This window comes from Planctomycetota bacterium (assembly GCA_021414025.1).
Lineage (GTDB): Bacteria > Planctomycetota > Phycisphaerae > Phycisphaerales > SM1A02 > SYAC01.
In genome coordinates, this window is the sequence record JAIOPG010000007.1 from 62,423 (window position 1) to 86,751 (window position 24,329).

Consider the following 24,329-nt stretch of genomic DNA (forward strand, 5'->3'; position numbering starts at 1 on the left):
TTCGCCTCGATAGCTCAGTTGGTAGAGCAGCTGACTCTTAATCAGCGGGTCGCAGGTTCGAGTCCTGCTCGAGGCATTCGACCACTTTCGTGAAGTCCGGCCACGACTCGAAAGTGCAGGAAAGCCCCCGAGTTCTCGGGGGTTTTTTCATTTTGATATTGGGTCGGATTCCGCATCTCACGGCTTCTTCGGCGGCGTCAGATCCTTGGTTGGCAGCGACACGCTTCCATCGGCCAGGATGGCCGCCACGATCCGCACTCCGTCCTTGTCCATCAACGTCACGCTCGCATCTCCATTGACATAGGTTGATGCAACGATCCGTTTCGTTCCGTTCTGGTCGTACCACGCCACACCCACCTTGCCATTGTCGTTGGTTTCCGAGGCGATCCTCACCTTGCCGTCCGCGTCCACGACTTTCCATCCCTTGCACGTGATCATGTCGAACGTTGCATCGCCGGCCGGTCGGACCGCCGCGATGAGTCCACCCGAAAACATGATCCCAAGAAGTCCGATGTTGAGCAGACGCTGACGCTTGACGCTGGTTTGCAATGATGCGAGTTGCTGTTGAATGTTGGCCATGCGGCAAGGATAGGGCTGCCATCACCAGCGCAGCCACGCCAGCAGCGGCAGCAGCATGGCGGCCACCAGCAGCAGCACGATGAGCACGGTGCGCGCCCTGCGCGTCCGCTCCTTCAGCGGGGGCCGGCGCAGCCGCTGCCCTTCGATGAAGCAGAAGCACTTGGGGCAGATCTCCGCGTCGGGATGCATCTCACTGCCGCAATCCGGGCAGTAGACCACCGCGCTTTCGGCGTCGGGAGCGTCCACGCCGTAGCGCCGGAGATCCTCCTCGCTGGGTCCTTCGTCGCGGTGCCTGGCCATTCAAAAAAGTCTACGATGAAGCGGTCCGTCCGCACCTGACAAAATGGAGATCCGCATGGCCGCCACCGAAAGCTGCATGACTGCACTGAAAACCCCACTGCCCCGCTTCGACCTGCCCGACACCACTTCCGGCCGCCGCGTGCGCTCCGGCGACTTCGCCGGCCGTCCGGTGCTGGTGATGTTCATCTGCAACCACTGCCCCTTCGTCGTGCATGTGCGCGGCGAGCTCGCCAAGTTGGGCAAGGACTACGCCTCCAAGCTCGCCATCGTCGCCATTTCGAGCAATGACGTTGGCACGCACCCGCAGGACGGCCCCGAACACATGGCCAAGGAAGCGAAGAACGCCGGCTACACCTTCCCCTACTGCTTCGACGAGACCCAGGAAGTGGCGCGGCAATTTCAGGCGGCTTGCACCCCGGATTTCTTCCTCTACGACGCCGCCCACAAGCTCGCCTACCGCGGGCAGCTCGATGACAGCCGGCCCAAGAACACGCTGCCGGTCGATGGCAAGCATCTTCGCGCCGCGATCGACGCGGTGCTGGCCGGTCGCTCCGCGAACACGGAGCAAAAGCCGAGCATCGGATGCAACATCAAATGGAAAGCCATGGCCTGACGCGCGAGGGCGCCCGATTCGACCTTGTGCGATTTCGCCGCGCCGCTAGGGAAGCGGCTTGATCCGGATGTTGCGGAAGGCGACCTCATCGCCGTGGTCCTGCAGCGCGATGTGACCCTTGGTCTTGGTTGCGTAGAGCGGGACTTTCGAGAATTTGCTCGCCGCAAGCCGGGTTTTCCAATCCGCGCTGCCGACATCAAACGAGCAGGTCTGCACGCCGTTCAAGTAGTACTCCACATGGTTGCCGTTGCAGAGGATGCGCACCGAGTTCCACTGGCCGACGGGCTTCACGACGCCTTTGGGCGCAGGATGCAGGGCATAGTTGGATCCGGCGCAGGTGAGCCGGTCCTTGCCATCGTTGTGCGCATCATCGTCAAGGATCTGCATCTCGGGGCCCGTCTCGTACGTGGCCTCCGCATCTTCGGAGACGTGGTACATGATGCCGGAGTTGCCGCCCTTCTGGATCTTCCAGTCAAGGGTCAGATCGAAGTTCTGGAATTGCTCGCGCGTGATCAGGTCGCCGCCCGGTCCGGTGCGCACCAGGCAGCTGTCCTTGACGGTCCAACCGGACGGAAAGGAATCCTTCTTGAATCCGCGGAAGGTCTTGGCCGGATCGCCGCCGTCAAAGAGCGTGATCCAACCCTCGCCCGGCACCGCCGCCGTCGCAGCGGGCGCCGTCGCCGGAGGAGTTTTCGTTGCGCCCGCCGTTGCATCCGATGGATTGGTCGTTGTCGCCGGCTCCGGGGAAGGCGCGGAGGATTGATTCTGCGGACTCGTGCATGCGGCCAGAATCACGCCGAAGCTCAAGACCATCGGCGCTCCGCAGGATTTGATGAATGAGGCACTCATGACATCATGGTGACCTCGTCAGCCGCTTCCTGCAATAGGTTTTCACAACCCTGTGGAAGAATCTTGCACTTCTTTTTCCACCCCCTGCAAGGAGGCGACGACCAACCAGACCACGCTGGACAGCATGCACCCAATGAAGGCAAAGAGTGGCCAGACCGGCAAGGTCGCCCAAACCCCGGTGGCCACAAGGGAGCTTGCCGCGACCAGGAACAACCACATCGCACAGAGAAGCAATCGCAGCACCCCGATCAAACGCAGCACCGGATTGATGGAGCGAAGGCGGGCCTCTGAATTCAATGCATACCACCTTCTCGATGGCATGTTGACGTATTGCGGATGGTTCAGGGTCATCCAGCGGACCAAGGGATAGATCAAACCCAGCCCAAGGTTCATGAAGGTCGCCAACAAAGGCAGGAAAAACCAAGTCGCCATGCTTTTGTCCGCGAAGGAATCGGGCCGGCCAAGCAGATCGAAGTGGATCGGGATCCGGGCCGGCAGCCCCGGCCAGGCGCGAGCGGCTTCGAGCCAGGTCAATGCCAGGATGATCCAGGATCCCCATGCAATCCAACGCTCCGTGCCACGTCTTTGCCGGGTGGTATCGATCACGCAGGGCTACATTAACATCCTCGCCCGCCGTTCCGCGGGGCGATACCTCTGATAGCAAAGGACCTCACCGTGCGACACAATCACATCAAGCATCGTTGGAATGTGTTCTCAGGCGCCGCGGCTTTCACCCTGCTGATGGCCGGACTCCTGTCCGCTGGCGCCTTCACGCACCAGGATGCGGGTTCGGCCAAGCCCACCGAAAAGGTGCTCGCCGGCGAGAAGCGCGAAGGCAAGGCCAGCGCGAAGAGCGACTGGATCTTCCCCGAATGCGCCAAGGTGGATCTGGCGGCGATCGTGGGTCCGCCTCCGGCACTGGGATCGCCTGAGCAGCTCGCCGACATCAGCACGGTGCTCTTCGAGCAGACCGACCGGAACGCCCTGGACGAGGAGACCGCGTGGACCGGCGTGAATGTGGACGTGCCCTTCTTCAACCGCGCCCTGGGCGCGCGCTTCGAGCGTGACTGGTACCCAAAGACCTACGCGCTGGTCATGGACGCCATCAAGGACACGAAGAAGGCCAACGACGCCGCGAAGAAGAACTTCAAGCGGCCGCGCCCCTACGCCACCGATGCACGCGTGAAACCCTGCATTCCGCTGGAGGACTCCTTTTGCTATCCCAGCGGCCACGCCATCCGCGCGATGGTGATGAGCCTGGTGCTGACCGATCTCGTTCCCGAGCGCGCCGAGCAACTGGCCAAGTACGCCCAGTTGTGCGGATACTCGCGGGTTCAGGGGGGCGTGCACTACCCGACCGACATCCTCGCCGGCTTCAAAGGCGCGGCCGAACTGGCCAAGGCGATCCTGGCCAGTCCCGAATGGGCCGCACGCAAGGCAGAAGTGATGGACGAAGTGGCCCAGCTCAAGAAGCACTCGACCTGGGGCGGAAACATTCCGCACTGAGAGCGCTTTGACCTCCGCGGTGAGCCGATGTGGACGTGAAAGAGGTGGCCTGGTCTAGCGCGCTTTCTCGGGGGCCAGGCCGCAATCCTTTACGAAGTGGCGGATGGCCCCGATTTCGGCGTCGCTGTTGAGCGTGTGGTTGCCGCCCTTGGGAATGGAGAAGGACATTTCCTTCCCGGCGAGCTTTACCTTCAAGTGGTCCTTCTTGGTCTCGTCGCACACGGCGCCCAGCCCCTCGAACATGTGCACGATGTCCCGCCAGTGCAGGTTGTGGGACGTCGGATGCGCGAACAACTGCTTGAGCGTGTGGTCAACGTGTGCCATGGGTCGAACTCCTGGGGAATCGCAAATCGCCGAAGTGGACTGTACTGGGCTCGAACCAGTGACCTTCTCCGTGTCATGGAGACGCGCTAGCCAACTGCGCCAACAGTCCGTGAGCGGAACAGTATACGCAATTCCACTTCACGTTTTGGACGCCGCGAACGCCTCAAGGCAGCGATCGATCCGCCGCAAACTGCTGCTCTTTCCAAGGATCGCCAGCGTGTCGAAGATCGGCGGGCTCACCGTGGATCCGGTCACGCCCACCCGCAGGGGCTGGGCGACCTGGCCGATCTGCTCGGCCAGCCCCGCCGAGGCCGCCCATTCCCGGATGGACTCCTCGATGCCGGCGGGCGTCCAGGCGGCAACCCGCTCAAGCACGGCCCTGAGTTCCCGCAGCCGGTCCAGTCCGCTGGGCGTTCCAGCGAGCAGCGCCTTCTCGATCGACTTGGACTTCTCCCAGCTCACGGCCTCGTCGCCAAGAACCAGCCAGCGGTTGACGCGGAACAATTCATCCAGGGTCTTGCTGCGCTCGTGGCTGGCGTTGACCAGCAGGTTGAACTGCTCCGCGGTGATCTTCCGCATGAACTCGGGGTGGTAGGCCTCGCCGTGGGCCCGGGCCATGGCGCTGAACTCCTCGCGCGACAATTTTTGCAGCGCATCCAGGTTGAAGGCCAGCAGTTTGACGCGGTCGAACTTGGCGGGGGTCTTGAGCACCCGGTCCAGTGCAAAATGCTCGCAGAGGTAGGCGTTGTCGAACTTTTCCAGGTCATTGCCCGGCCCCCAGCCGTTGAGGGCGAGGAAATTGCACAGCACCTGGGGCAGGTAGCCGGAGCGGCGGAAATCATCCACGTTGATCTCGGGGAGGTCGATGCCCAGGGCGGCGGCCATCGCCGTGGCTTCGGCGAAATCCAGCTGCGAATTCTTGTCGCCCATCCATGCGGTGAACCGCGCCGGATCCACGGTGCCCGGCGGCGGCGCGGTGAGCTTCCGCTCCTGTGCAGTCTTGCGAAGCGCCTTGTCCTTGTCGCGCTTGCTCATCTTGCTGCCGTCGGGATTGAAGATGAGCGGCAGATGCCCGTAAGCCGGCCGGCGGAATCCCAGAGCGTCCTGCAGCACGATGTGCTTGGCGGTGTTGTTGAAATGCTCCTGCGCCCGCAGCACGGTGGTCACGCCCATCAGTTCGTCGTCCACGACCACGGCGAAGTGGTAGGTAGGAAAGCCGTCGGCCTTGCGGATGACGAAGTCGTCGACCTCGCCCTCGGGCAGGGTGGCGTCGCCGAGAATCTCGTCGTGGATGGTGATCGCCCCCGCAGGCGTCTTGAAGCGGACCACGGAGGGGCGGCCTTCCTTGAGCCACGCCTCAACCTGGGCCTTCGAATGCGACTCGGACTTGCTGCGGTCATAGCGGTAGGCGACGTTGCGCGACTTGGATTCCTTGCGGGCCGCATCCAGCTCCGCGGCGGTGTCGAATGCGTGGTAGGCCTTGCCCTCGCGGACCAGCTGATCGAGATAGTTGTTGTAGGTCTCCAGACGCTCGCTCTGGAAATAGGGTCCGGCTTCGCCGCCGCCGCAATCCTCAAAGACCGGACCCTCCTGCCAGTCGACGCCGAGCCACTTCAGATCCTTCAGGAATCCCACGCTCGCGGCATCGCTCGATCGCTTCTGATCGGTGTCCTCGATGCGCAGAATGAATTTGCCTCCACGGCCCTTGGCGTAGGCCCAGTTGAAAAGAGCGGTGCGCGCGCCGCCCACATGGAGATGCCCGCTGGGGCTGGGCGCGAAACGGGTGCGAAGCGGAAGCGGCTTGGACATGGCCCTAGCCTAGCCCATCGACAATGGGATGGGTCGGGTATGCGAGCCAACTCGCCGCGCGCCGCCGGGAACGTGCCCGAATCGGCCCGGCGCAGCCGGGAACGCGAGCGGCTTGCCATGCCCGCAATTCGACGCGACGATGCGACGGTGAAACTCGGAATCCTTTCGGACAGCCACGGCCGTCACGAGCGCACGCGCAACGCCGTCCAGCTGCTGCTCTCGCGCGGAGCCGAGGAGCTCGCCCACTGCGGCGACATCGAGAGCGAGCAGGTGCTCGACCAACTCGCGGGAACACGTGCCCACCTGGTCTTCGGCAATTGCGACCCCAACTGGCGCGCGCTCAGTAACTACGCACTCGCACTAGATCTGCAGCCGCAGCATCCGCTGGCCCGCTTCGAGCTCGGCGGCCGGTCCTTCGCCCTGACCCACGGCCACGACAGCGCCTGCGTTGCCGCGGCGCTGGCGGAGCGCGTCGACTATCTGCTCCACGGCCACACGCATCTTTGCCGCGATGAGCGGCATGGCCCGACCCGGATCATCAATCCCGGCGCCCTGCATCGCGCCGCCGAATTCACGGTCGCATTGCTGGACACTGCGACGGATCGTCTGGAATTTCTCTCCGTAAGCTGAGACGCGGTTGGCTGCGGATTCAGTTCGACCTGCACGAGAAAAAACGCCGGGATCGCTGAAACTTCGCGAAATTCATTGAAGTTGCCTCGAACTCGGACCGACAAAATTGCTATGCTCAAACCTCGTTTGATCCTCGCCCTTTCGGGAGGATCGGTTCGGATTTCGCCCCAAAACCACCAATCGTGAGAGAAGAAATGTCCCAGATGCGCATGTCCAATGACAGTTCCAAGACCGTCCAGCACGTCCGCGCCAGCGATGTTTTTGCCACCCTGACCTTCTGCGGCGACACCATGCTCAAGCGCCTGCCCAGCGACGTCTATGCCAGCCTGCAGCGGACCATCCGCGACGGCCGCCCGCTCGATCCGGCCGTGGCCAACACCGTCGCCGTGGCGATGAAGGATTGGGCCGTCGAGAATGGGGCCACCCATTACTGCCACTGGTTCCAACCGCTCACCGGCATGACCGCCGAGAAGCACGACGCCTTCCTCTCGATCCTCAGCGACGGCACCGCCATCGAGAAACTCTCCGGCGAGCAATTGATCCAGGGCGAGCCCGACGCCAGCAGCTTCCCCTCCGGCGGCATCCGCGACACCTACGAAGCCCGCGGCTACACCGCATGGGACGCGACCAGCCCCGCCTTCCTGCTACGCAATCCCAGCGGCGTGACCACCCTCTGCATTCCGACCGCCTTCGTCAGCTGGACCGGCGAGGCGCTCGACAAGAAGACGCCGCTGCTGCGCTCCATCCGCGCCGTCAACGACCAGGCCCTGCGCATCCTGAAGTTCTTCGGCACCGACACCGGCGTGACCCAGGTCATCACCACCCTCGGCTGCGAGCAGGAATATTTCCTGGTCGACCGCGAGCTCTTCAATCGGCGGCTCGACCTGGTGATCACCGGTCGCACGCTGATCGGCGCTCCCGCCCCCAAGGGCCATCAGCTGGACGACCACTATTTCGGGGCGATCCCCGACCGCGTCATTCGCTTCATGACCGACGCGGAAACCCGGCTCTTCGAGCTGGGCATCCCCGTGAAGACCCGGCACAACGAGGTCGCCCCCGGCCAGTACGAACTGGCCCCGACCTACGAGAACGCCAACATCGCGGCGGACCACCAGATGCTCTGCATGCACATCCTGCGCATCACGGCGCGGCAGCACGGCTTTGAGTGCCTGATTCACGAGAAGCCCTTCGCCGGCGTCAACGGCAGCGGCAAGCACAACAACTGGAGCATCTCCACCAACACCGGCGTCAATCTGCTTGATCCGCGCGAGGAGACCCACAACAACCTGCAGTTCCTCACCTTCCTCTGCGCCATCATCCGCGCCGTCGACACCAACGCCGCCCTGCTCCGCGCCAGCATCGCCAGCGCCGCCAACGACCACCGTCTCGGCGCCAATGAGGCGCCGCCGGCCATCATGAGCATCTATCTCGGATCGATGCTCACCGACATCCTCGACCAGCTCGAGAATGGCGGCCCGAAGAAGACCATCCGCGGCGGCAGCCTGGACCTGGGCGAGAAGACGCTGCCCATGCTTCCCCGCGCCGCCAGCGACCGCAACCGCACCAGCCCCTTCGCCTTCACCGGCAACAAGTTCGAGTTCCGCGCCGTGGGCAGCAGTCAGAGCGTGGCCTGGCCCAACACCGTGCTCAACACCATGATCGCCGAGAGCCTGGACCATGTCGCCACCGAACTCGAGAAGAAGGCCGGCAAGAATCCCTCGGAGGCCAAGATGGAATCCGCGGTCCGCGCCGTGCTCAAGGACCTGGTCAAGCAGCACCGCCGCGTCTGCTTCGACGGCGACGGCTATTCGGAGGCCTGGCACAAGGAAGCCGCCAAGCGCGGCCTGCCCAACATGCAGAGCACGGCGGAGTCCCTCCCCTGCTTCGCGACCAAGTCGGCGCGCGACCTCTTCTCCAAGTACGGCGTGCTTTCCCCGGTGGAACTGAAGGCCCGCGCCGACGTGCTCGTCGAGACCTACGTCAAGGTGGTCCGCATCGAGGCCCGCACGCTCATCACGATGGTGAAGAAGACCGTGCTTCCCGTGGCCAGCAAATGGCAGGCCGAGCTGGCCGACGTGGTCGGAGCCAGCCAGGCGGCCGGCATGGAATGCCCCGAGGACGAGGCCGCTCTTCGCGACTGGATGAAGAAAGTCTCCAGCCTTCGCGCCGCTTTGGCGGCATTGGAGCTGTCGGAAGCGCGGCATGTCGATGACGCCAACAAGCACATGCGCCAGGTGCGCGACGAAGTGGTGCCGGCCATGACCCAGACCCGGCAGGCGTGCGACGCGATCGAGCCGTGGGTGCCCAACGAGCTCTGGACCCTGCCGACCTACGCCGAGATGCTGCTGAACCGCTGAATCGGAAGTTTTTTGCGTCGATTCGACGATTTTTGGCGATTACCCAAGTTTCATCGACGGACCCGTCCCTCACGACGGGTCCGTTTTCATATACTTTCCGGCCCTCAAGCTTTCGCGTGAGTCCTTTCAAAAGAGAGATCCATGAGCCCATCCGCCCCCATCGCCGAAACCAACCAGGTCAAAATTGAAGATGCGGGTCCGGCCCGCAAGCGCATCACCGTCACGGTCTCCGCCGCGGCCGTGAAGGAGCGCCTCGAAACCGGCTACGGCTCCCTGAAGAACGAGACCGCGCTGCCGGGTTTCCGCAAGGGCCGCGCCCCGCGCGAGCTGCTCCAGCGCCGCTTCGGCGACGCGCTGCTGAAGGAGACCCGCGACCAGATCCTCTCGGAGGCCTACGGCCAGGCGATCGAGGCGAACAAGCTGCAGCCGGTCGGCGCTCCCGAAATCGCCCCCGAAAGCCGCGACGCGGCGATCGAGGTCGGCAAGCCCTTCACCTTCAGCATTGAGGTGGAGGTCGCCCCGGAATTCAAGCTTCCCAACACCGACGGCATCGAGGTCAAGCGGCCCATCTTTGAGATTGGTGATGAGCATGTCGACCTCGAGATCCGGCGCCAGGGCTACCGCTTCGGCAACGCGGCGCGTATCACCGGCCCCTTCCAGCCGCTGGACCGCCTGCTCTGCGAAGTGAAGGCCTACAAGAACAGCGAAGAGGAGCCCTTCTTCAGCAACGACCGCGCCTTGGTCGTGATTCCGGACACCGCCGACGAGGGCAAGGGTCAGCTGCTCGGCCTGATGGTCGAGGATCTGGGCCCGCGCACCGAGGGCAAGAAGGTCGGCGACCACATCACCGTCAAGACCACGGGTCCCGACCAGCATGAGCGCGAGGATCTTCGCGGCGCCTCCATCCGCATCGAGCTGCAGGTCAAGGACGCCGACCGGATCGACCCGCTCTCCGAGCAGGGTCTGGCCGAGAAGCTCTCGCTCGACACCGTCGACAACCTCAAGGGCCAGGTGCGCCTTGCCCTGGAGCGCCAGCGCGACGCCGAGCAGCGCTCCGCCGAGCGCGAGCAGGTCTACGCCTTCCTGGCCAAGTCCGTGGACTTCCCGCTGCCGGAGAAGTTGACCCTGGCCCAGAGCACCCGCAACATCGAGATGGCCCGCATGGACCTGCTGCAGCGCGGCGTCGATCCCAACGAGGTCGAGACCAAGCTCGCGGAGATCCGCGGCGAGAGCGAGGCCAACACGCAGCGCCGCCTGAAGCTCTTCTTCATCCTGGGCCGCCTCGCGGAGGAGATGAAGATCGACGTGACCGAAGCCGAGCTCAACGCCCGGATCGCCGGCATCGCCATGCAGCGCGGCACGCGTCCCGACCAGCTGCGCAACGAGATCGAGAAGGCCGGCAAGCTCAACGAACTCGCCCACTCCATCCGCGAGCACAAGACCGCGGATCGCATCCTGGAGAAGGCGAAATTCACCGACATCCCCGCAGAGCAATGGAACGACGAGCAGAACAAGCAGATCGCCGGCAAGCGCGCCGCCCTGAAGGGAAAGGCCCCGGCGGCCGACAAGCCGCATGCCCATCACGGGAAGTCGGAGAAATCGCATGCTCCGCACGCGAAATCCGAGAAGCCGGATGACAAGTCCTCGAAATCCTCCAAGGCGAAGAAGTAGCCTTTTCCGGGGTTGACCGTGCCCACCACGCTGGCCGCGACCGACCTGTTCCGGCAGATTCTTCCATGGCTCGGAGCGCTGGTCGTGGTGGCGGTGATTGGCGGTTTCATCATGAGCGCCGCGCGGCGGATGTTGACAAGCGATGCCTCCGACGCCTCGGCTGAGGGATTCACGCTGCATGACCTGCGCCGGCTGAAGGAGCGCGGCGAGATCACGCCGGAGGAATACGAGCGGGCCAAGGCGAACTTCATGCACCAGGCCAACCCCGCGGCGGGACATTCTGCGCCGCCGGCCGATGGTGCAGACCGCAAAACCGGCGCCAAACCACCGGATCGGTAGTTCCTGCCGCCAAGGTCCGTCCAATAAGGAGAAGGGGTTCCGGTCATTCCGCCGATCATTCCATTTCCCCGGTGAATCGCACTAGACCCAGTAGACTCCCCGTGCATAATGCACCCACGCCGGTCCGCACCGGCGCCATCATGAATCCATTGCCCAATCCACAATCCTCCCGTCCCGAACACGAGCACCAGAACGCCGGCGGCTCCGGTCGCAAGCGCGACGGCATCGACCTGACCTCAGGATCGGGCTCGGGCGGACCTCCCGGCGGCGGGTCGGGCGGACGACCTCCAAGCGGCGGCTCCGGCGGTGACGGCACGGGTTTCAAGGGCCGCAAGGTGACCACCTGCAGCTTCTGCGGCAAGACCAGCCGCGAAGTGGGCCCAATGGTGGAAGGCCCCAACGACGTCTACATCTGCTCCAACTGCACGGACCTCTGCCAGAACATCTTCAAGCAGGAGACCCGGCGCGTGCGCGGATCGCGCCCGCAGTTCGGCCAGATTCCCACGCCGCGCACCATCAAGGAGTTCCTCGACCAGTACGTCATCGGCCAGGACCTCGCCAAGCGATCACTTGCGGTCGCCGTGCACAATCATTACAAGCGGCTCACGCAGATCGACCTGGAGAATTCACCCGTCGAGCTGGACAAGAGCAACGTGATGCTGATCGGACCGACCGGCACCGGCAAGACGCTGCTGGCCCGCACCCTGTCGCGCATCCTCAACGTGCCCTTCGCCATCGGCGACGCGACCACGCTGACCGAGGCCGGCTACGTCGGCGAGGACGTCGAGAACCTCCTGCTCAAGCTGCTGCAGGCCGCGGACTTCGACCTGGAGAGCGCCCAGCGCGGCATCATCTACATCGATGAGATCGACAAGATCGGCAAGACCAACCAGAACGTCTCCATCACCCGCGACGTGAGCGGCGAGGGCGTGCAGCAGAGCCTGCTCAAGATGCTCGAGGGCACCGTGGCCAACGTCCCGCCCCAGGGCGGCCGGAAGCATCCGGAGCAGCAGTACATCCAGATGGACACCACGCACATCCTCTTCATCTGCGGCGGCAGCTTTGACGGCATCGAGAACATCGTGAAGAAGCGGATCGGCCAGCGCCGCATCGGCTTCTCCAACGAGGTCGCCACCACCAACCGCGAGGCCGAGATCGCCGCACTGCTCTCGCAGATCACCCCCGACGACGTGCTCGAGTACGGGATGATCCCCGAGCTCGTCGGCCGCCTGCCCATCCTCTGCCCGCTCATGCCGCTGGACCGCAAGGCCATGATCAACATCCTCACCGAGCCCAAGAACGCGCTGATCAAGCAGTTCCAGCACTTCTTCCGGCTCGAGGGCGCCGACCTGGTCTTCACCCAGGACGCGCTGGAGCTCATCGCCGACCGCGCTCTACAGCGCAAGACCGGAGCCCGCGCCCTCCGCGCGGTGCTCGACGAGATCCTGCTCGAGCTGATGTACCACCTGCCTGAGATGGACAACGTGAACGCCGTCTACACGCTCGACGCCAAGGCGATCACGGAAAAGACTTCACTGAAGTCGATCCGGCACCTGATCAAAGAAACCGCGTAGCGCCATGGCCAGCGCGCGGCCCTGGCGGGACATCGAATTGGAACTCGCGCGGATGTCGCGCGCATCTGCGGATCGCCGGAGGCTCATGCGCCTTTTCCTGGACGCCGCGTGGCCCCGGCTCAGGGATTGCGGCGTGAGTTGGATGGGTTTCTACGAAGCTGACGCACCGGACGCTTCCGCCACCTGCATGCTGCTGGCGGAACGCGAACCCAAGCCGGCCTGCAGCCCCATCGGGTTGCACGGCGCCTGCGGCTCCTGCTTCAAGACCGGCAAGACCCTTGTGGTGCGCGATGTCGCGGAACTTGGCAAGGACTACATCGCCTGCGATCCGAGGGACCGGAGCGAACTGGTCGTTCCCTGCCTTGAAGCCGGCGGCCGCCCCTGGGGGGTCCTCGACCTGGACAGTTTCGAGGTCGGCAGCTTCAACGAGGGCGACGCCCGGATCGTTGAGACCCTGCTTGAACTTGCTCATTTGACCGTGAAATCTTGAAATTCCGGCTGAAAACATCGGCCTATCACTTGCACCCCCGATCCCGTTTCCAGTACACTCGACGACCCAACGAGGAGATCGAATCATGCCACGCGTCTGCCACTTCACCGGATCCAAGACATCTTCTGGAAATGTTCTCAAGCGACGCGGCAAGGCGAAGTACCTTGGCGGAGTCGGCATCAAGACCACCAGCGTGAAAAAGCGGACATTCAAGCCGAATCTGCAGAATGTCACGGCGGTCATCGATGGCAAGCCCACCCGCATCAAGGCCAGTGTTCGCGCGATCCGCTCCGGACTGGTCGAGAAGCCCCTTCGCCGCAAGTTCGTCTACACGCGACCTCGCAAAGAAGCCGCCGCCGGCGTCTGATTCCTGAATCTCGCGGCATGGAATTGTCCCGTCGGTGAATAACCCCGATTTGGCTCTATTTTTGCCCTTCAATGGCGTTTTTTGAGCAATTGTTCAGGTTTCATCATTGACTTCGGGATTTTTCGGCGTAACTTTCCCCGTCCCTCGGCGAATCAAGGCTTCGATGACTATGCAGGATCAAGGTCGATCCACAAACGCATTTCACAAGCAAACCTGCCTGCCGAGCGAATGTTGGACCCAGTTGTAGGTCCGTTTGGTCCGGTGGTTGAAGGTTTTGAGCACGGGAGTCCCGCGCTCAGAACGGCTCTTCCACGGGAAAAACGCCGCTCGATGCTCGCATCGGCGGAGGTTTTTCAAGGTCGCGGCCTTGAAAGGCTCTCGGTGGTTCCGCGGCAAACCCATGGACGGGTCTTGCATTGCAGGTGGTTCTTTTGAATGAAAGCAGGCGATGGTGACTTCGCAACAAAGCGATCGCGATCTCATTTTGGACGCAACCGACCTTGTGTCCCTGATCGGCGAGCACGTTTCTCTCAAGCCACGCGGCCGGGAGCACGTGGGGCTTTGTCCATTCCATGACGACAAGTCGCCGAGCCTGGCGGTGGTGACCCACAAGGGAAGCGCCTTCTACAAGTGCTTCGCCTGCGGCGCTGCCGGAAACGCCATCGACTTCGCGATGAACTACCACAAGATGGAGTTCCGGGAGGCGCTGAAGTTCCTGGGACAGAAGTGCGGCATCGCCCTGCGCGACACGCGCGATGACGCCCCCAAGAATCCCGCCACCAGCAAGGAGCTGCTCCGCAAGGCCATGGCCGCGGCCGTCAAGTTCTACCAGCGCTGCCTGGCCGACGACACGCTGGGCGCCGCGGCGCGCTCTCATCTGGATGACCGTTCGCTCAGCGCCGAGACCCGCGAGGCGTTCCAGTTGGGCGCCGCTCCGGAAGGCTGGGATCATCTCGTGCGCCAGGTCGAGCGCCTGGCCAAGCACAACGCCAACACCGGCGAGAAGATTCCGCGCGAGAGCTTCGAGGCCCTGGGCCTGATCCGCAGCGGACAGCGCGGCCCGATGGATGGCTTCCGCAACCGCCTGCTCTTTCCCATCCACGACGAGCTCGGAAATCCGATCGCCCTGGGCGCCCGCCGCCTCGATCCCAACGACGAGCCCAAGTACCTGAACAGCCCTGATTCCCCGCTGTTTTCCAAGGGCCGCACGCTCTACGCCCTGCACCGGGCGCGGCGCACCATCATCGAGACCAAGCACGCGATCGTGGTGGAGGGCTACGTCGACGCGGTCGCCCTGCACCAGGCTGGCGTGACCAATGTCGTGGCCACCCTGGGCACGGCCCTCACCAGGGATCACGCGCGCTCCCTGCAGCGCATGGCCGAGCGCATCACCGTGGTGTTCGATCCCGACCTCGCCGGCGAGCGCGCCGCCGACCGCGCCGTGGAGACCTTCCTGGCGGTCCCGGTCGACGTTCGCATCGCCACCCTGCCCGACGGCCTGGATGCCGACGAATTGCTGCAACGAGCCAACGGCCTGGAAGAGTTCCACGCGGCGCTGGCCCGAGGCGAAGAGGCCCTCTCCTGGATGGTGCGCCGATTCAAGGCCAACCTCCAATCCTCCGAGGGCATGTCGGCGAAGCAGCAGCGCCTGCAGGAACTGTTGCGCAAACTCGGCGAGCTGGGATTTCGATCGATGGAGCCGATCCGCCGCAGCTTCGTGATGACCGAGTTGTCCAAGCTCACCGGCGTCGCGGCGCGCACGCTCGAACAGGCGATGCCGCAGTCGCGCTCCGAGCTGAAATTGAACGACACCGCGCCGGCCCCGGCCGCCCCGGCTCCGCCCTCCAGCGCCCGGCAGCGCGCCCGCCGGACCGCGGAGCGGAATTTCCTCGCGGCCCTCATGGCCGACCCGGACGCCGCGCAGGTCCGCGTGGCCCTGGGCGAAGAGGGCCTTCTGCCTGTTTCCGAGGCGTTCACTCCGGAGCATTTCGAGCAGGCCGATCTGCGCCAGATCTGGAATCTGCTCGTGGAACGGCTTGAATCCGGACGACCCTTCCACGTGCAGGACGTGCAGGCCGACACCGACGATCCCGGACTGAAGGGCCTCTGCGTCGAGCTGTTCCAGATGGGAAGCGGACGCCACGAGGCGACGGATCCCTCGGAGGCCGTTCGCCGCACCGCCGCTGAATTCGACCGCCTCTTGCACGACGCCGAACCGGCGCCGGACTCGAAAAGATTCCTGGACCCAGTCGACGCCGACGCCCGCCTTGCGCAATTGCGCCGAGGAGGCCATAACCCCACCGCCATCGCCCGAAATGCACGAAATGACGCGCGAACTGAAACCGCGACGCGAACGTCTGCGGATCTCTCTTGACCGATTTTTCCACCCTTTCACAGAGAATTGGAGCTGAACCGTGAGCCTTGCCATCAAAGATCTGAAAGCCACCCTTCGCCGCCTGGTCGAGACCGGAAAGCAGCGGAAGTGGATTAGCTACGAGGAACTCAACACCTGCCTGCCGGATGAGTTCGTCAACGCCGACCGGATCGACGAGCTCTTTGTTCTGCTCAGCGAGAATGGCATCGACATGATGGACGAGGTCGAGGTGCAGCGCAACAAGCTGACGCCGATCGACGCGCCGCTGCAGACCAACCTGAAGTTCCACCGCGACAATCCCAAGCACCGCAAGGAGAAGGCGATCTCGGTTCCGGCCGCCATCCAGGGACCGCCGCCGGCGCCGATCCTCGGCGCGGGCACGCAGCCCAAGCTTCCCAAGCAGGTCAAGGATGTCGTGGAGGTTCCCTCCACCAAGGCGGGACCCGATCCGGCGGAGCTGGACGATGAGATCCTCGACGACGCGGAGGCACAGGCGATCCTGGAGCAGGCCCTCGCCGAGCAGGGCAGCAAGCGCATCGACGATCCCATCCGCATGTACCTCACGCAGATGGGAACCATCCCGCTGCTGACCCGCGAGCAGGAGATCCGGCTGGCCAAGAAGATCGAGACCACCCGCATGATCTTCCGCCGCAAGACGCTCGAGAGCGACTACGTGGCCCGCCTGGCGACCGAGACGCTCAAGCAGGTGCGCGACGGCAAGCTGCCCTTCGACCGGACCATGCGCATCTCCACCGCCGAGGAGGACGCCAAGGGCAAGATCGCGGCGCGGATTCCGGTCAACGTGGAGACCATCGCCAAGCTGATCGTGCTCAACGAGCGGCAGTGGAACCAACTCGAGGACTCGTCGATCTCCGCGGAGCGCAAGAGCGCCATTCGGAGCGAGCTGCGCCTGCGCCGCCGCAAGGTGACCACGCTGCTGGAGGAGTGCTGCCTGCGCACCGGCCGCATCCAGCCGCTGATGCGCCGCCTGCAGTCCATCCACCGCAAGATGCGCGAGCTGATCCGTCAGCTGCAGAAGGCCGAGAAATTCCCGGAGCGATTCGACCCCGAGGACCAGATCGTGATGCGCGAAGAGCTCTCCGGCCTGCGCTCCATCGTGTTCGAGGAGCCCGAGGAGCTCGAGGCTCGCATGAAGGCGATCGAGCGCGTCTTCGGCGAGTACGAGCAGGCCAAGCGCGACCTCTCCGGCGGCAACCTCCGCCTGGTGGTCAGCATCGCCAAGAAGTATCGCAACCGCGGACTCCCCTTCCTGGACATCATCCAGGAGGGCAACACCGGCCTGATGCGCGCCGTGGACAAGTACGAATACCAGCGCGGCTACAAGTTCAGCACCTACGCGACCTGGTGGATCCGCCAGGCGATCACCCGCGCCATCGCGGACCACGCGCGGACGATCCGCGTTCCGGTGCACATGATCGAGACCATGAGCAAGCTGCGCAACATCCAGAAGCACCTGCTGCAGGAGCTGGGGCGCGAGCCCACCGGCGAGGAGATCGCGGCCAAGGCCAAGATGCCCGCGGAGGAAGTGCGCCGCGTGATGAAGATCAGCCGCCATCCGATCTCGCTCGACCGCCCCGTGGGCGAGAGCGAGGACAGCCACTTCGGCGACTTCATCGAGGACGAGCGGCAGTCGAGCCCGTCCGAGGCGGCCAGCAACGAGCTGCTGCGCCAGCGCATCAACGACGTGCTCAAGACCCTCACCTACCGAGAGCGAGAAATTCTGAAGCTGCGCTACGGCATCGGCGACGGATACACCTACACCCTCGAGGAAGTGGGACGCATCTTCAAGGTCACCCGCGAGCGCGTGCGCCAAGTCGAGAGCAAGGCCCTGAAGAAGCTGCAGCATCCGGTGCGGAGCCAGCGGCTCTCCAGCTTCCTGGTTTCTCAGGATGACGGGGACGACGCCGGCGACGGCGAAGTGCTCGACACCGGCGAGGATGTGCCCGACGACTCCGAGGATTGACGGACATGGCCCTGCCCGCTTGGGCAAGGCCCTTCGGAAGGTTGTTTTTCAGCGGCAGGCAAGCCCAAAGGCGGCTGAGTACACTTTGCCCTCTTGCGGATGTGGCGAAATTGGCAGACGCGCAAGATTCAGGTTCTTGTGGGGTCACACCCATGGAGGTTCGATTCCTCTCATCCGCATTCCCGAAGCCCGGTCCTTGGCCGGGCTTCCGGTGTTTTTGAGGGGCGTGACCGCGGTGTGTTTGCGGCGCCTCGCCACGGCCCTACCCTTGCCCTGTGATCTATCTGGATAACAACGCGACCACCATGCCGCTGCCAGCGGTCGTGGAGTCGATGCGCGAGGCGCTGGAGGAGAACTGGGGCAATCCCAGCAGCGTCCACCGTCTGGGCCAAGCCGCGCGGTCGCTGATCGAGCGGGCCCGCGAAGTCGTCGCCCGGCTGATTGACTGTTCGGATCGTGAACTGATCTTCACCTCCGGGGGCACCGAGTCCGTGGCGCTGGCCTTGCACGGGGTGCTGGAGGCGCACCCCAAGAAGAGCGCGATCGTCACCAGCCGGCTTGAGCATGCTGCGGTCCGAAACCTGGCGGAACGCCTGGAGTCCGAGGGCCGATGCAAGGTCCATTGGATCCAGCATTCCGGCACGGGCGCCGTCGATCTCGATCACCTGCGCGATGTATTGACAAAGCATGCCAAGGAGCTCGCGCTGGTGTCTCTCATGTCCGCCAACAACGAGACCGGCGTCCTCCTTCCCGCGGGCGAGGTCGGAGCCTTGTGCCGGGAGCATGGAATTCTCTTCCACACCGACGCGACCCAATCCGCCGGACGGGTTCCCTTCGATGTGTCCTTGTCGAGCGCGGACCTGGCCACCTTTTCCGCGCACAAAATGCATGGACCCAAGGGGGCCGGAGCCCTGTTCGTCCGCCGCGGCGTCGGTCTGTCACCCCAGGTGGTGGGCGGACCGCAGGAACGCGATCGTCGCGGCGGAACCGAAAATGTTCCGGGGATCGCCGGCTTCGCTGCCGCCGCCGAGGCATCCATGGCGTGGCTCCTCTCCGCGGACCGGCTCGCCATGGAGTTGATGAAAAATGAATTTGAGAAATCGATTCGATCCGCTCTGCCGGACGCCGTGGTCAACGGCGCCGCAGCTCCACGACTCTGGAACACCAGCAACATCGCATTTCCCCAGCTCGAGGCGGAGGCGATTCTGCTGGCGCTTTCCGACCGGGGGGTCTGCGCCAGCGCCGGCGCCGCGTGCAGTTCCGGGTCACTCGACCCCTCGCCGGTGCTGCTGGCCATGGGCGTGCCGCCGCTGCTCGCCCACGGCAGCATCCGCTTCAGCCTCTCGCGATTCACGACCCGCGAGGAACTGGCTGAAGCCGCCGCCATCGTCAGCTCCTGCGTGAAGAAGCTCCATGCCAGCACGGGCGCCGCGGTCAGAGCCCGGCGCTGAGCGCTCCACAGCCCAAAGTTCTATCAGTGGAAGAGCGCGGCGAGCACTTCGGTCGAGGGAATCTCGAAGGGACGAAAGCGCTCGGTGGCCCCCTTCTCCTCGCTGAAGATCAAGGCGCGGTCGGCCCCAAGGCGCGAGGCCGTGGGCATGTCCATCAGGTAGCTCGAGTCCACGGCGCTCATCTGCATCAGGATGCGGCTGTCGAACTCGCGCAGCGCGTTGCGGTCGATGCAGCGCTGCAGGCTCGGCGCCGTGTCGGCCCACGCCACCACATGAACGCCGACGCTGGGGCCGTCGCGCAGGATTCCTCCGAAGACCTTGTCCGGCTTGGGCGGGCCGTCCGTGGAGACGGAAAAATCGTCCTCGTCCCTGCGGAGAGTGCGGAATCGCTGCAGTCCGTGGATCATCAGCAGGATCGGCGGCTGATCCTGCCGGCCCTCCGCGACGCGCCGGGCGACTTCGACACCCAGCTGGATGATGGCGGCGTCGGTGTCGCGGTAGCCGGGAAGCTCGGCCTTCAGCTTGAGCGTCTCGACGGCGGCCTGCAGCGCGCCCGTCGTGAGTGAATCGGGTGTGGTGCCGTCGAGCAGCACGACCCGCCCGGGCAAGGTTCGGGTCGCCGCCGCGAAACTGGCCAGCGCCGCCACACTCAAGCCCGTGGCGACGTCCTCGCGCTGGCCGACGACGATGAGATTCGCCCCCGACTGCCGGCGGAACGTGACCGAGCTGGCGTTGCGGATCGCCACCGGATTCCCGACGAAGAACTGCAGCGCGGGCACGCCCGACGCAGGCGGCTTGGCAATCAGCTCCTTGAGCGGCTGGCACTGTTCGATGCGGGCCGATGCGGTTCCGTCGAAGACGATCATCTTGCGGTCGGCAACGCCGCGGGTGCGGGCGGCTGTGGCCAGATCGCGCACCCGTTCGTCGCGCTGGACATCGGTGAGCCACACCACCTGGAAGGGACTGTTGCCTTCGATCAATCCGCCCGCGTCGTTGTAGATCGCCTCGCCCGGCCTCGAAAGCAGGCGCGCCGCGGTGTTGTCATCGGAGAGGATCATGGCCGAGTCGGCTTCGTTGCATTGCAGCGCGATGCGGATGCCCATCTGCCCCATCGTGGTGCGCGGCAGCGCGTAGGTGCCGCCCAGGGTCTGCGAGCCCAGGATCACGTGCATGCCGAAGGCGCGGCCCTGGCGGACCAGGCGGTCCAGCAGCAGCGAGGCGTCCTGGGCCACCTTGTCCTCCTCCACGAAAAGCTCCTGGAACTCGTCGACGATCAGCAGCGTGCGCGGCATCGGATCGGGCTTGCCCAGCAGCCGCCACGCGGCGAGATCCTGCACGCCCGCCATGCGGAAGAGGTCGCCGCGGCGCTTGAGCTCGGCGTCGAGACCCTGCAGCACGCTCAGGCCGAACTCGCGGTCGCTTTCCACCGCCACCGCCCGTGCATGGGGCAGCCCGTTGGTCGCGTAGGCTTTGAACTCGACTCCCTTCTTGAAGTCGATCAGCCAGAGCTCGACCTCGTCGGGCGAATACCAGAGCGCCACATTGGTGATGAGGGCGTGCAGCAACGTGCTTTTGCCGGAGCCGGTCTTGCCGGCGAGCAGCACATGCTGTCGCGTGCCCTCGCCGATCTCCACGTACTGCAACTTGTTGGCGCCGCTGCGGCCCACCGGCACGCGCAGCATCTTGGCGCTGGAGGAGCTCCAGCGCTGCTCCTTGCCGGGCTCGATGGCCTGGAAGGGAACTTCGACGCGTGAGCCCGCCTTCGCCGCGCGTCCGACGCTTTTCAGCACCGTCTGCAGCAGCGCGGCTGCCGGCATGGTGGCGGGGATAAAGGGAACGTCCTCGAGCCCGGGTGCGTCGACCACAAAGCGATCCTGCTTCCACTGAATGCGCTGGCAGCGCTGCAGCAGCTCCTCCTCCTTGATCTGGGCGGGAAGCGGCTGGGCGGGATCGCGCAGCAGCAGGAAGTGGATGCCGCAGCGCGCCCCGGACTGCAGCAGGCTGGCGAAGCGCTTGCTGCCGGCATCGCTCAGGCCCGCGGGAAAGTCGGCGAAGACGATCACGCGCAGCGGCTCGGCCAGCTCACCCGCCTGCAGGTTGTAGTCCGCGATCGTGTCGAATTCGTCGCGCAGGTACTTCTGGATCACGGTTTCGACGTGCTCGGTCAGGTCGGTCAGCTTCTGCTCGATGTGGCGCGGCTCGCTCCAGATGCGCTCCCCCACCAGCGACTCCATTTCGTCGGCCAGGTGCATGAAACCGGCGAAGCTCTGGCCCAGACCGACGGGGTCGAAGAAGTAGAAGCGCACCTTGCCGGGGGGCGCCTGCGTGAGCAATCGCAGCGCCGCGCTCTGGATCATCTCCAGCCCCTTGTCGCGACCTGAAAGCGGGGTCTCCACCAGGAGCGAAGGCGCCTCGGGCAGAGGGCGGAAGGCGGGTATCTCCCATGAGGGCGGCGCGTCCGCCGACGGACTCCAGGCGCAATCAGGCTCGGCGGGCATGCCGTCGGCAACCGACGCGAGGTCGAGCTTCAACCGGCCGAACGCCAGGCCCTCCGAGATGTGCCCGGGCAGATTGTCCTCGCGAGCCGACGCCTGCCAATCCGCCATCAGCGACTTGCCCTTCTCCTCCATGACCGCAGTCCAATCCTTGAAGGCATCCCGCTGCTTCAGCCATGCGGCACTGCGCTGCGCCGCGTGAGTCTGCTCGATCGCGTCCAGTTCCGCCCGGTTCTCGGCGGTCTTTTTCTTTTCCGCCGAAGCCGCGCTTTTCTCGACCTTTTCGTACGACGCGCGGGCGGCCTGCGCCACGGCCTCGATCTCCTGGAGACGCTTCGCCTTGCGGGCCCCGACCGTGGCGAGCTGCTCGTCGCGCTGCCGACGCGCCTGGTGCAGCGCCGTGCGGCTCTTCTCCTGCAGATCCTCGATGATGGGCTTCCACTTCTCCTTCGCGGCCTTCACTTCGCGGTCACGGGTGGCGACCGCGGCGGCCGTCGCGGCGCGGCGCTGATCGGCCGCAAGCTTCAAGGCGGCCTCGCCGGCCGCAGCGCCCATCTGCTCGGCGATCGAGATCGGAATCCAGGCGCGACGAACCTGCGTGCGCGCCATGAACCAGAGGGCGCTGATGCCGACCAAGCTCAGCACCACGCCCGCGCCGAGCGCCCCCAGCAAGGGCAGGCCGCGCACGCCCGCCATGGCCGCGACTCCCGTCAGGGTTCCGGTGAGAAGGATCGAGGGAACCAGGAGGATCGGTCCGCGCAGCAGCCCGGGAATCTTCAGCTTGCGAAAGCGCTCGACCGCATCCATGGCGATCCCGGCCTGGGTGGTGAGGATCCCTTCGCACGCCTTGGGCGAAAAATTCAAGTCGACCGGGTGCGGCGGCGGGCGGGTCTGGCGAAATCGCCTCAATTGCACCAGGGCCGCGGCGAGTGATTCCTTCAGCGTGGTCTGCAGGTGGACGATGCGGCTGCGGGTCTCCTCGAATTCGACGCGCGGGGCCGCCTCCCCGGTTTCCAGCACGCTTTCGGCGAGCCAGATGGCCTCCTCCATGTGCTGCTTGCTGGAATGCTGATTCTCGCGGAGATTGTTCTTGATCTCCTCGGCGCGGACTCGAGCCCCATCCTCGATGTTCTTGAGCTCCTGATCGGCCTCCGCGCCGGCGACGCGCAGACCCTCCTCGCGGATCTTCTCGCATTCGTCGGCGCGCTGCTGCCGCTCCTGCTCGATGCGGTTCAGCTCAATCTGGTGGCGCGACAGCTCCGCCTCGCGCAGCTTCAGCATTTTCTCGCGCGATCCCGCCAGCGACTGGGCGTACTCATGGCAAGCCTTGCGCAGCAGCGTCCAGCGCCTTCCGCACTCCTTCAGGGGATCGGGATGCTCGATGTCCGGTGGTGCGTCGATCACTGCGGTCTATCGTACAAGTGGATTCGTTCCCGACCCGGCCGGCGCTACTGGAGCGCGTTGGGATCGTTGCAATCGCTGCGGATCCGGGCGATCAGATCGCGCATGACTTCCATGGCCTGGATGGCGGACTTGCCGCTGGCCTCCAGGGGCACAACGTATTTCTTTTCCAGCGTTTGCGAGGCCTGGTCCTTCCACTGGCTCTCGGATTCCGACCATTTGATGCGGAATTCCTTCAAGGCGCCGTAGAGTCGCTGCCGTCCGCCCTCGACGCTCATGAGGGGCGCTCCTCTTCCTTCGTCGTCTCGTTCGCGCCCTCATCAACGGATGCGGGCGCCTCGCCGGCGCCGCGCCGCATGCTGGTAGTCTTCTCGCTCTGCGCGATCTCATCCTCGAGCAGCTTGGTCAGATCGGGCGGCTCGCCGCGGACGTAGCGCTCGATCGACACCGCCATCTTGCCCAGCGCGACGATGGCCGCGGGCAGGTCGCGATCGTGCATCGCGGAGACCGCGGAGGTGCCCCCCTTGTAGAGCGCCTGCTCGCGGGGGAAGGCCTGGGCCCAGGTCCGGGTGCGGGCGGCGCGCTTCTCGGCATCTTCGAGCATCGCCTTCACCTTGGCCAGCGTCTTGCGCTCGTCCACGGTGCTGGGCTTGGAGTCCTTGCTGCTGACCACCGTCTCCTTGCGAAAGAGGGCGCTGCGGGCGTTGTTCAGGTCCTCGCGCAGGCGGTTGATGCGGTTGCGCCAATAGTTGACGCGGTCGTTCTGCAGCCAGGTCACCATGCGATCGACCTCGGTGTCGGCCTCGGAGAGCGCCAAGCCCACCTCCTCGCGGCAGCGGATGAAGGCGGCGCGGGTCCGCTCGAGCACGTCGATCGACTGGAGATTGGCCTGCTGCGGATCCATGGAGAGTCTCGGCGGTGCGGCGCCGTCAGCGCTGGTTCAGGTATTCCTCGATGCGCTCCGCCTTGCGGACCAGGAACGGGATGTGCGTGTCGCAGGCCTTGACAAACTTCTGCAGTGCCCGCATGGTCTGCTCGAACTCCTCGGAGAACTTCACCTGCTCCTGGTCGCGCCAAGTCTGCTGCAGTCCGCCCAGCGAGGCCCCGACGCGCGACATCTGAGTCTGCACGTCACTATTGAATTTCTTCAGGTCGGCGGCGAATCGACGGAGCTCGTTGGGATCGACAATTGCTTTGGCCATGGGTCACCTCTGGG

Annotated in this window: 22 protein-coding genes and 3 tRNA genes; 14 read left to right on the forward strand and 11 right to left on the reverse strand. The window is 64.8% G+C overall.

Annotation, left to right across the window (positions count from 1 at the left end; translation table 11 throughout):
• Positions 1 to 3: 3 nt before the first annotated feature.
• A tRNA-Lys gene (locus tag K8R92_09370) sits at positions 4 to 76 on the forward strand.
• 101 nt (positions 77 to 177) lie between these two features.
• Here the strand turns inward: K8R92_09370 and K8R92_09375 are convergent.
• Together K8R92_09375 and K8R92_09380 are read right to left on the reverse strand one after the other, a co-directional pair.
• A complete protein-coding gene (locus K8R92_09375) occupies positions 178 to 579 on the reverse strand; it encodes a hypothetical protein (protein MCE9620107.1) in 402 nt (133 codons plus the stop codon).
• 21 nt (positions 580 to 600) lie between these two features.
• The gene (locus tag K8R92_09380; GenBank protein ID MCE9620108.1) at positions 601 to 879 is read right to left on the reverse strand and encodes a hypothetical protein; all 279 of its coding nucleotides are present in this window, start codon (positions 877 to 879) and stop codon (positions 601 to 603) included.
• A 55-nt stretch (positions 880 to 934) separates the two neighbouring features.
• Here K8R92_09380 and K8R92_09385 point away from each other — a divergent pair, with 55 nt between their 5' ends.
• Positions 935 to 1,492, forward strand: coding sequence for a thioredoxin family protein (locus K8R92_09385; GenBank protein ID MCE9620109.1), 558 nt, complete (start codon positions 935 to 937; stop codon positions 1,490 to 1,492).
• Positions 1,493 to 1,537: 45 nt separating this feature from the next.
• Here the strand turns inward: K8R92_09385 and K8R92_09390 are convergent, their stop codons facing one another.
• Entirely contained in the window at positions 1,538 to 2,341 is an 804-nt protein-coding gene (locus K8R92_09390) for a DUF1080 domain-containing protein (GenBank protein MCE9620110.1), read from the reverse strand.
• 42 nt (positions 2,342 to 2,383) lie between these two features.
• The gene (locus K8R92_09395; GenBank protein ID MCE9620111.1) at positions 2,384 to 2,947 is read right to left on the reverse strand and encodes a DUF1648 domain-containing protein; all 564 of its coding nucleotides are present in this window, start codon (positions 2,945 to 2,947) and stop codon (positions 2,384 to 2,386) included.
• 69 nt (positions 2,948 to 3,016) lie between these two features.
• Here K8R92_09395 and K8R92_09400 point away from each other — a divergent pair, with 69 nt between their 5' ends.
• A complete protein-coding gene (locus tag K8R92_09400) occupies positions 3,017 to 3,847 on the forward strand; it encodes a phosphatase PAP2 family protein (GenBank protein ID MCE9620112.1) in 831 nt (276 codons plus the stop codon).
• Between the two features lie 54 nt (positions 3,848 to 3,901).
• Here K8R92_09400 and K8R92_09405 read toward each other — a convergent pair whose 3' ends face one another.
• The 3 genes from K8R92_09405 to gltX all read right to left on the reverse strand — a co-directional run bounded on the left by K8R92_09405 (position 3,902) and on the right by gltX (position 5,980).
• On the reverse strand, positions 3,902 to 4,171 hold the full coding sequence (locus K8R92_09405) for a hypothetical protein (protein ID MCE9620113.1): 270 nt from the start codon (positions 4,169 to 4,171) through the stop codon (positions 3,902 to 3,904).
• Positions 4,172 to 4,206: 35 nt separating this feature from the next.
• Positions 4,207 to 4,280, reverse strand: a tRNA-Val gene (locus K8R92_09410).
• A gap of 29 nt (positions 4,281 to 4,309) precedes the next feature.
• Positions 4,310 to 5,980 carry a glutamate--tRNA ligase gene (gene gltX, locus K8R92_09415; GenBank protein ID MCE9620114.1) on the reverse strand — a complete coding sequence of 557 codons (1,671 nt, stop codon included), beginning with the start codon at positions 5,978 to 5,980 and terminating at the stop codon, positions 4,310 to 4,312.
• 39 nt (positions 5,981 to 6,019) lie between these two features.
• Here gltX and K8R92_09420 point away from each other — a divergent pair, with 39 nt between their 5' ends.
• From K8R92_09420 to K8R92_09470, 11 genes are all read left to right on the forward strand, one after another.
• Positions 6,020 to 6,610 (forward strand): YfcE family phosphodiesterase, encoded by a 591-nt coding sequence (locus tag K8R92_09420; GenBank protein ID MCE9620115.1) that lies wholly within the window; start codon positions 6,020 to 6,022, stop codon positions 6,608 to 6,610.
• A 209-nt stretch (positions 6,611 to 6,819) separates the two neighbouring features.
• Entirely contained in the window at positions 6,820 to 8,967 is a 2,148-nt protein-coding gene (locus tag K8R92_09425; protein MCE9620116.1) for a glutamine synthetase III, read from the forward strand.
• Positions 8,968 to 9,108: 141 nt separating this feature from the next.
• Complete coding sequence (gene tig, locus K8R92_09430; protein MCE9620117.1) at positions 9,109 to 10,638, forward strand: trigger factor; 1,530 nt, start codon at positions 9,109 to 9,111, stop codon at positions 10,636 to 10,638.
• A 12-nt stretch (positions 10,639 to 10,650) separates the two neighbouring features.
• Positions 10,651 to 10,977 (forward strand): SHOCT domain-containing protein, encoded by a 327-nt coding sequence (locus tag K8R92_09435; protein MCE9620118.1) that lies wholly within the window; start codon positions 10,651 to 10,653, stop codon positions 10,975 to 10,977.
• Between the two features lie 140 nt (positions 10,978 to 11,117).
• A complete protein-coding gene (gene clpX, locus K8R92_09440; protein ID MCE9620119.1) occupies positions 11,118 to 12,551 on the forward strand; it encodes an ATP-dependent Clp protease ATP-binding subunit ClpX in 1,434 nt (477 codons plus the stop codon).
• An 85-nt stretch (positions 12,552 to 12,636) separates the two neighbouring features.
• Complete coding sequence (locus K8R92_09445) at positions 12,637 to 13,041, forward strand: GAF domain-containing protein (protein ID MCE9620120.1); 405 nt, start codon at positions 12,637 to 12,639, stop codon at positions 13,039 to 13,041.
• An 85-nt stretch (positions 13,042 to 13,126) separates the two neighbouring features.
• Positions 13,127 to 13,408: a 50S ribosomal protein L28 gene (locus tag K8R92_09450; protein ID MCE9620121.1), complete on the forward strand. Its 282-nt coding sequence runs from the start codon at positions 13,127 to 13,129 to the stop codon at positions 13,406 to 13,408.
• Positions 13,409 to 13,856: 448 nt separating this feature from the next.
• On the forward strand, positions 13,857 to 15,782 hold the full coding sequence (gene dnaG, locus K8R92_09455) for a DNA primase (protein ID MCE9620122.1): 1,926 nt from the start codon (positions 13,857 to 13,859) through the stop codon (positions 15,780 to 15,782).
• Between the two features lie 52 nt (positions 15,783 to 15,834).
• Positions 15,835 to 17,766, forward strand: a complete 1,932-nt coding sequence (gene rpoD / locus K8R92_09460) for an RNA polymerase sigma factor RpoD (protein ID MCE9620123.1) — start codon at positions 15,835 to 15,837, stop codon at positions 17,764 to 17,766.
• 95 nt (positions 17,767 to 17,861) lie between these two features.
• Positions 17,862 to 17,945, forward strand: a tRNA-Leu gene (locus K8R92_09465).
• 96 nt (positions 17,946 to 18,041) lie between these two features.
• Complete coding sequence (locus K8R92_09470) at positions 18,042 to 19,217, forward strand: cysteine desulfurase (protein ID MCE9620124.1); 1,176 nt, start codon at positions 18,042 to 18,044, stop codon at positions 19,215 to 19,217.
• A gap of 23 nt (positions 19,218 to 19,240) precedes the next feature.
• Here K8R92_09470 and K8R92_09475 read toward each other — a convergent pair whose 3' ends face one another.
• The 4 genes from K8R92_09475 to K8R92_09490 are packed head-to-tail and all read right to left on the reverse strand — an operon-like array spanning position 19,241 to position 24,315.
• Positions 19,241 to 23,116, reverse strand: a complete 3,876-nt coding sequence (locus K8R92_09475; GenBank protein ID MCE9620125.1) for a cell division protein FtsK — start codon at positions 23,114 to 23,116, stop codon at positions 19,241 to 19,243.
• Positions 23,117 to 23,160: 44 nt separating this feature from the next.
• Positions 23,161 to 23,391 (reverse strand): hypothetical protein, encoded by a 231-nt coding sequence (locus K8R92_09480; protein ID MCE9620126.1) that lies wholly within the window; start codon positions 23,389 to 23,391, stop codon positions 23,161 to 23,163.
• Positions 23,388 to 24,017: a hypothetical protein gene (locus K8R92_09485; protein MCE9620127.1), complete on the reverse strand. Its 630-nt coding sequence runs from the start codon at positions 24,015 to 24,017 to the stop codon at positions 23,388 to 23,390. The genes K8R92_09480 and K8R92_09485 overlap by 4 nt, the downstream gene beginning before the upstream one ends.
• Before the next feature lie 25 nt (positions 24,018 to 24,042).
• Positions 24,043 to 24,315: a WXG100 family type VII secretion target gene (locus tag K8R92_09490; protein MCE9620128.1), complete on the reverse strand. Its 273-nt coding sequence runs from the start codon at positions 24,313 to 24,315 to the stop codon at positions 24,043 to 24,045.
• Positions 24,316 to 24,329: the final 14 nt, after the last annotated feature.

Excerpts from the sequence above, each read along its gene's own strand:
- K8R92_09375 (MCE9620107.1), bottom strand. The coding sequence starts at position 579 with ATGGCCAACATTCAACAGCAACTCGCATCATTGCAAACCAGCGTCAAG.
- K8R92_09380 (MCE9620108.1), bottom strand. The coding sequence starts at position 879 with ATGGCCAGGCACCGCGACGAAGGACCCAGCGAGGAGGATCTCCGGCGC.
- K8R92_09385 (MCE9620109.1), top strand. The coding sequence starts at position 935 with ATGGCCGCCACCGAAAGCTGCATGACTGCACTGAAAACCCCACTGCCC.
- K8R92_09390 (MCE9620110.1), bottom strand. The coding sequence starts at position 2,341 with ATGAGTGCCTCATTCATCAAATCCTGCGGAGCGCCGATGGTCTTGAGC.
- K8R92_09405 (MCE9620113.1), bottom strand. The coding sequence starts at position 4,171 with ATGGCACACGTTGACCACACGCTCAAGCAGTTGTTCGCGCATCCGACG.
- gltX (MCE9620114.1), bottom strand. The coding sequence starts at position 5,980 with ATGTCCAAGCCGCTTCCGCTTCGCACCCGTTTCGCGCCCAGCCCCAGC.
- K8R92_09420 (MCE9620115.1), top strand. The coding sequence starts at position 6,020 with ATGCGAGCCAACTCGCCGCGCGCCGCCGGGAACGTGCCCGAATCGGCC.
- K8R92_09425 (MCE9620116.1), top strand. The coding sequence starts at position 6,820 with ATGTCCAATGACAGTTCCAAGACCGTCCAGCACGTCCGCGCCAGCGAT.
- tig (MCE9620117.1), top strand. The coding sequence starts at position 9,109 with ATGAGCCCATCCGCCCCCATCGCCGAAACCAACCAGGTCAAAATTGAA.
- clpX (MCE9620119.1), top strand. The coding sequence starts at position 11,118 with ATGAATCCATTGCCCAATCCACAATCCTCCCGTCCCGAACACGAGCAC.
- K8R92_09445 (MCE9620120.1), top strand. The coding sequence starts at position 12,637 with ATGCGCCTTTTCCTGGACGCCGCGTGGCCCCGGCTCAGGGATTGCGGC.
- K8R92_09450 (MCE9620121.1), top strand. The coding sequence starts at position 13,127 with ATGCCACGCGTCTGCCACTTCACCGGATCCAAGACATCTTCTGGAAAT.
- dnaG (MCE9620122.1), top strand. The coding sequence starts at position 13,857 with ATGGTGACTTCGCAACAAAGCGATCGCGATCTCATTTTGGACGCAACC.
- K8R92_09480 (MCE9620126.1), bottom strand. The coding sequence starts at position 23,391 with ATGAGCGTCGAGGGCGGACGGCAGCGACTCTACGGCGCCTTGAAGGAA.
- K8R92_09485 (MCE9620127.1), bottom strand. The coding sequence starts at position 24,017 with ATGGATCCGCAGCAGGCCAATCTCCAGTCGATCGACGTGCTCGAGCGG.
- K8R92_09490 (MCE9620128.1), bottom strand. The coding sequence starts at position 24,315 with ATGGCCAAAGCAATTGTCGATCCCAACGAGCTCCGTCGATTCGCCGCC.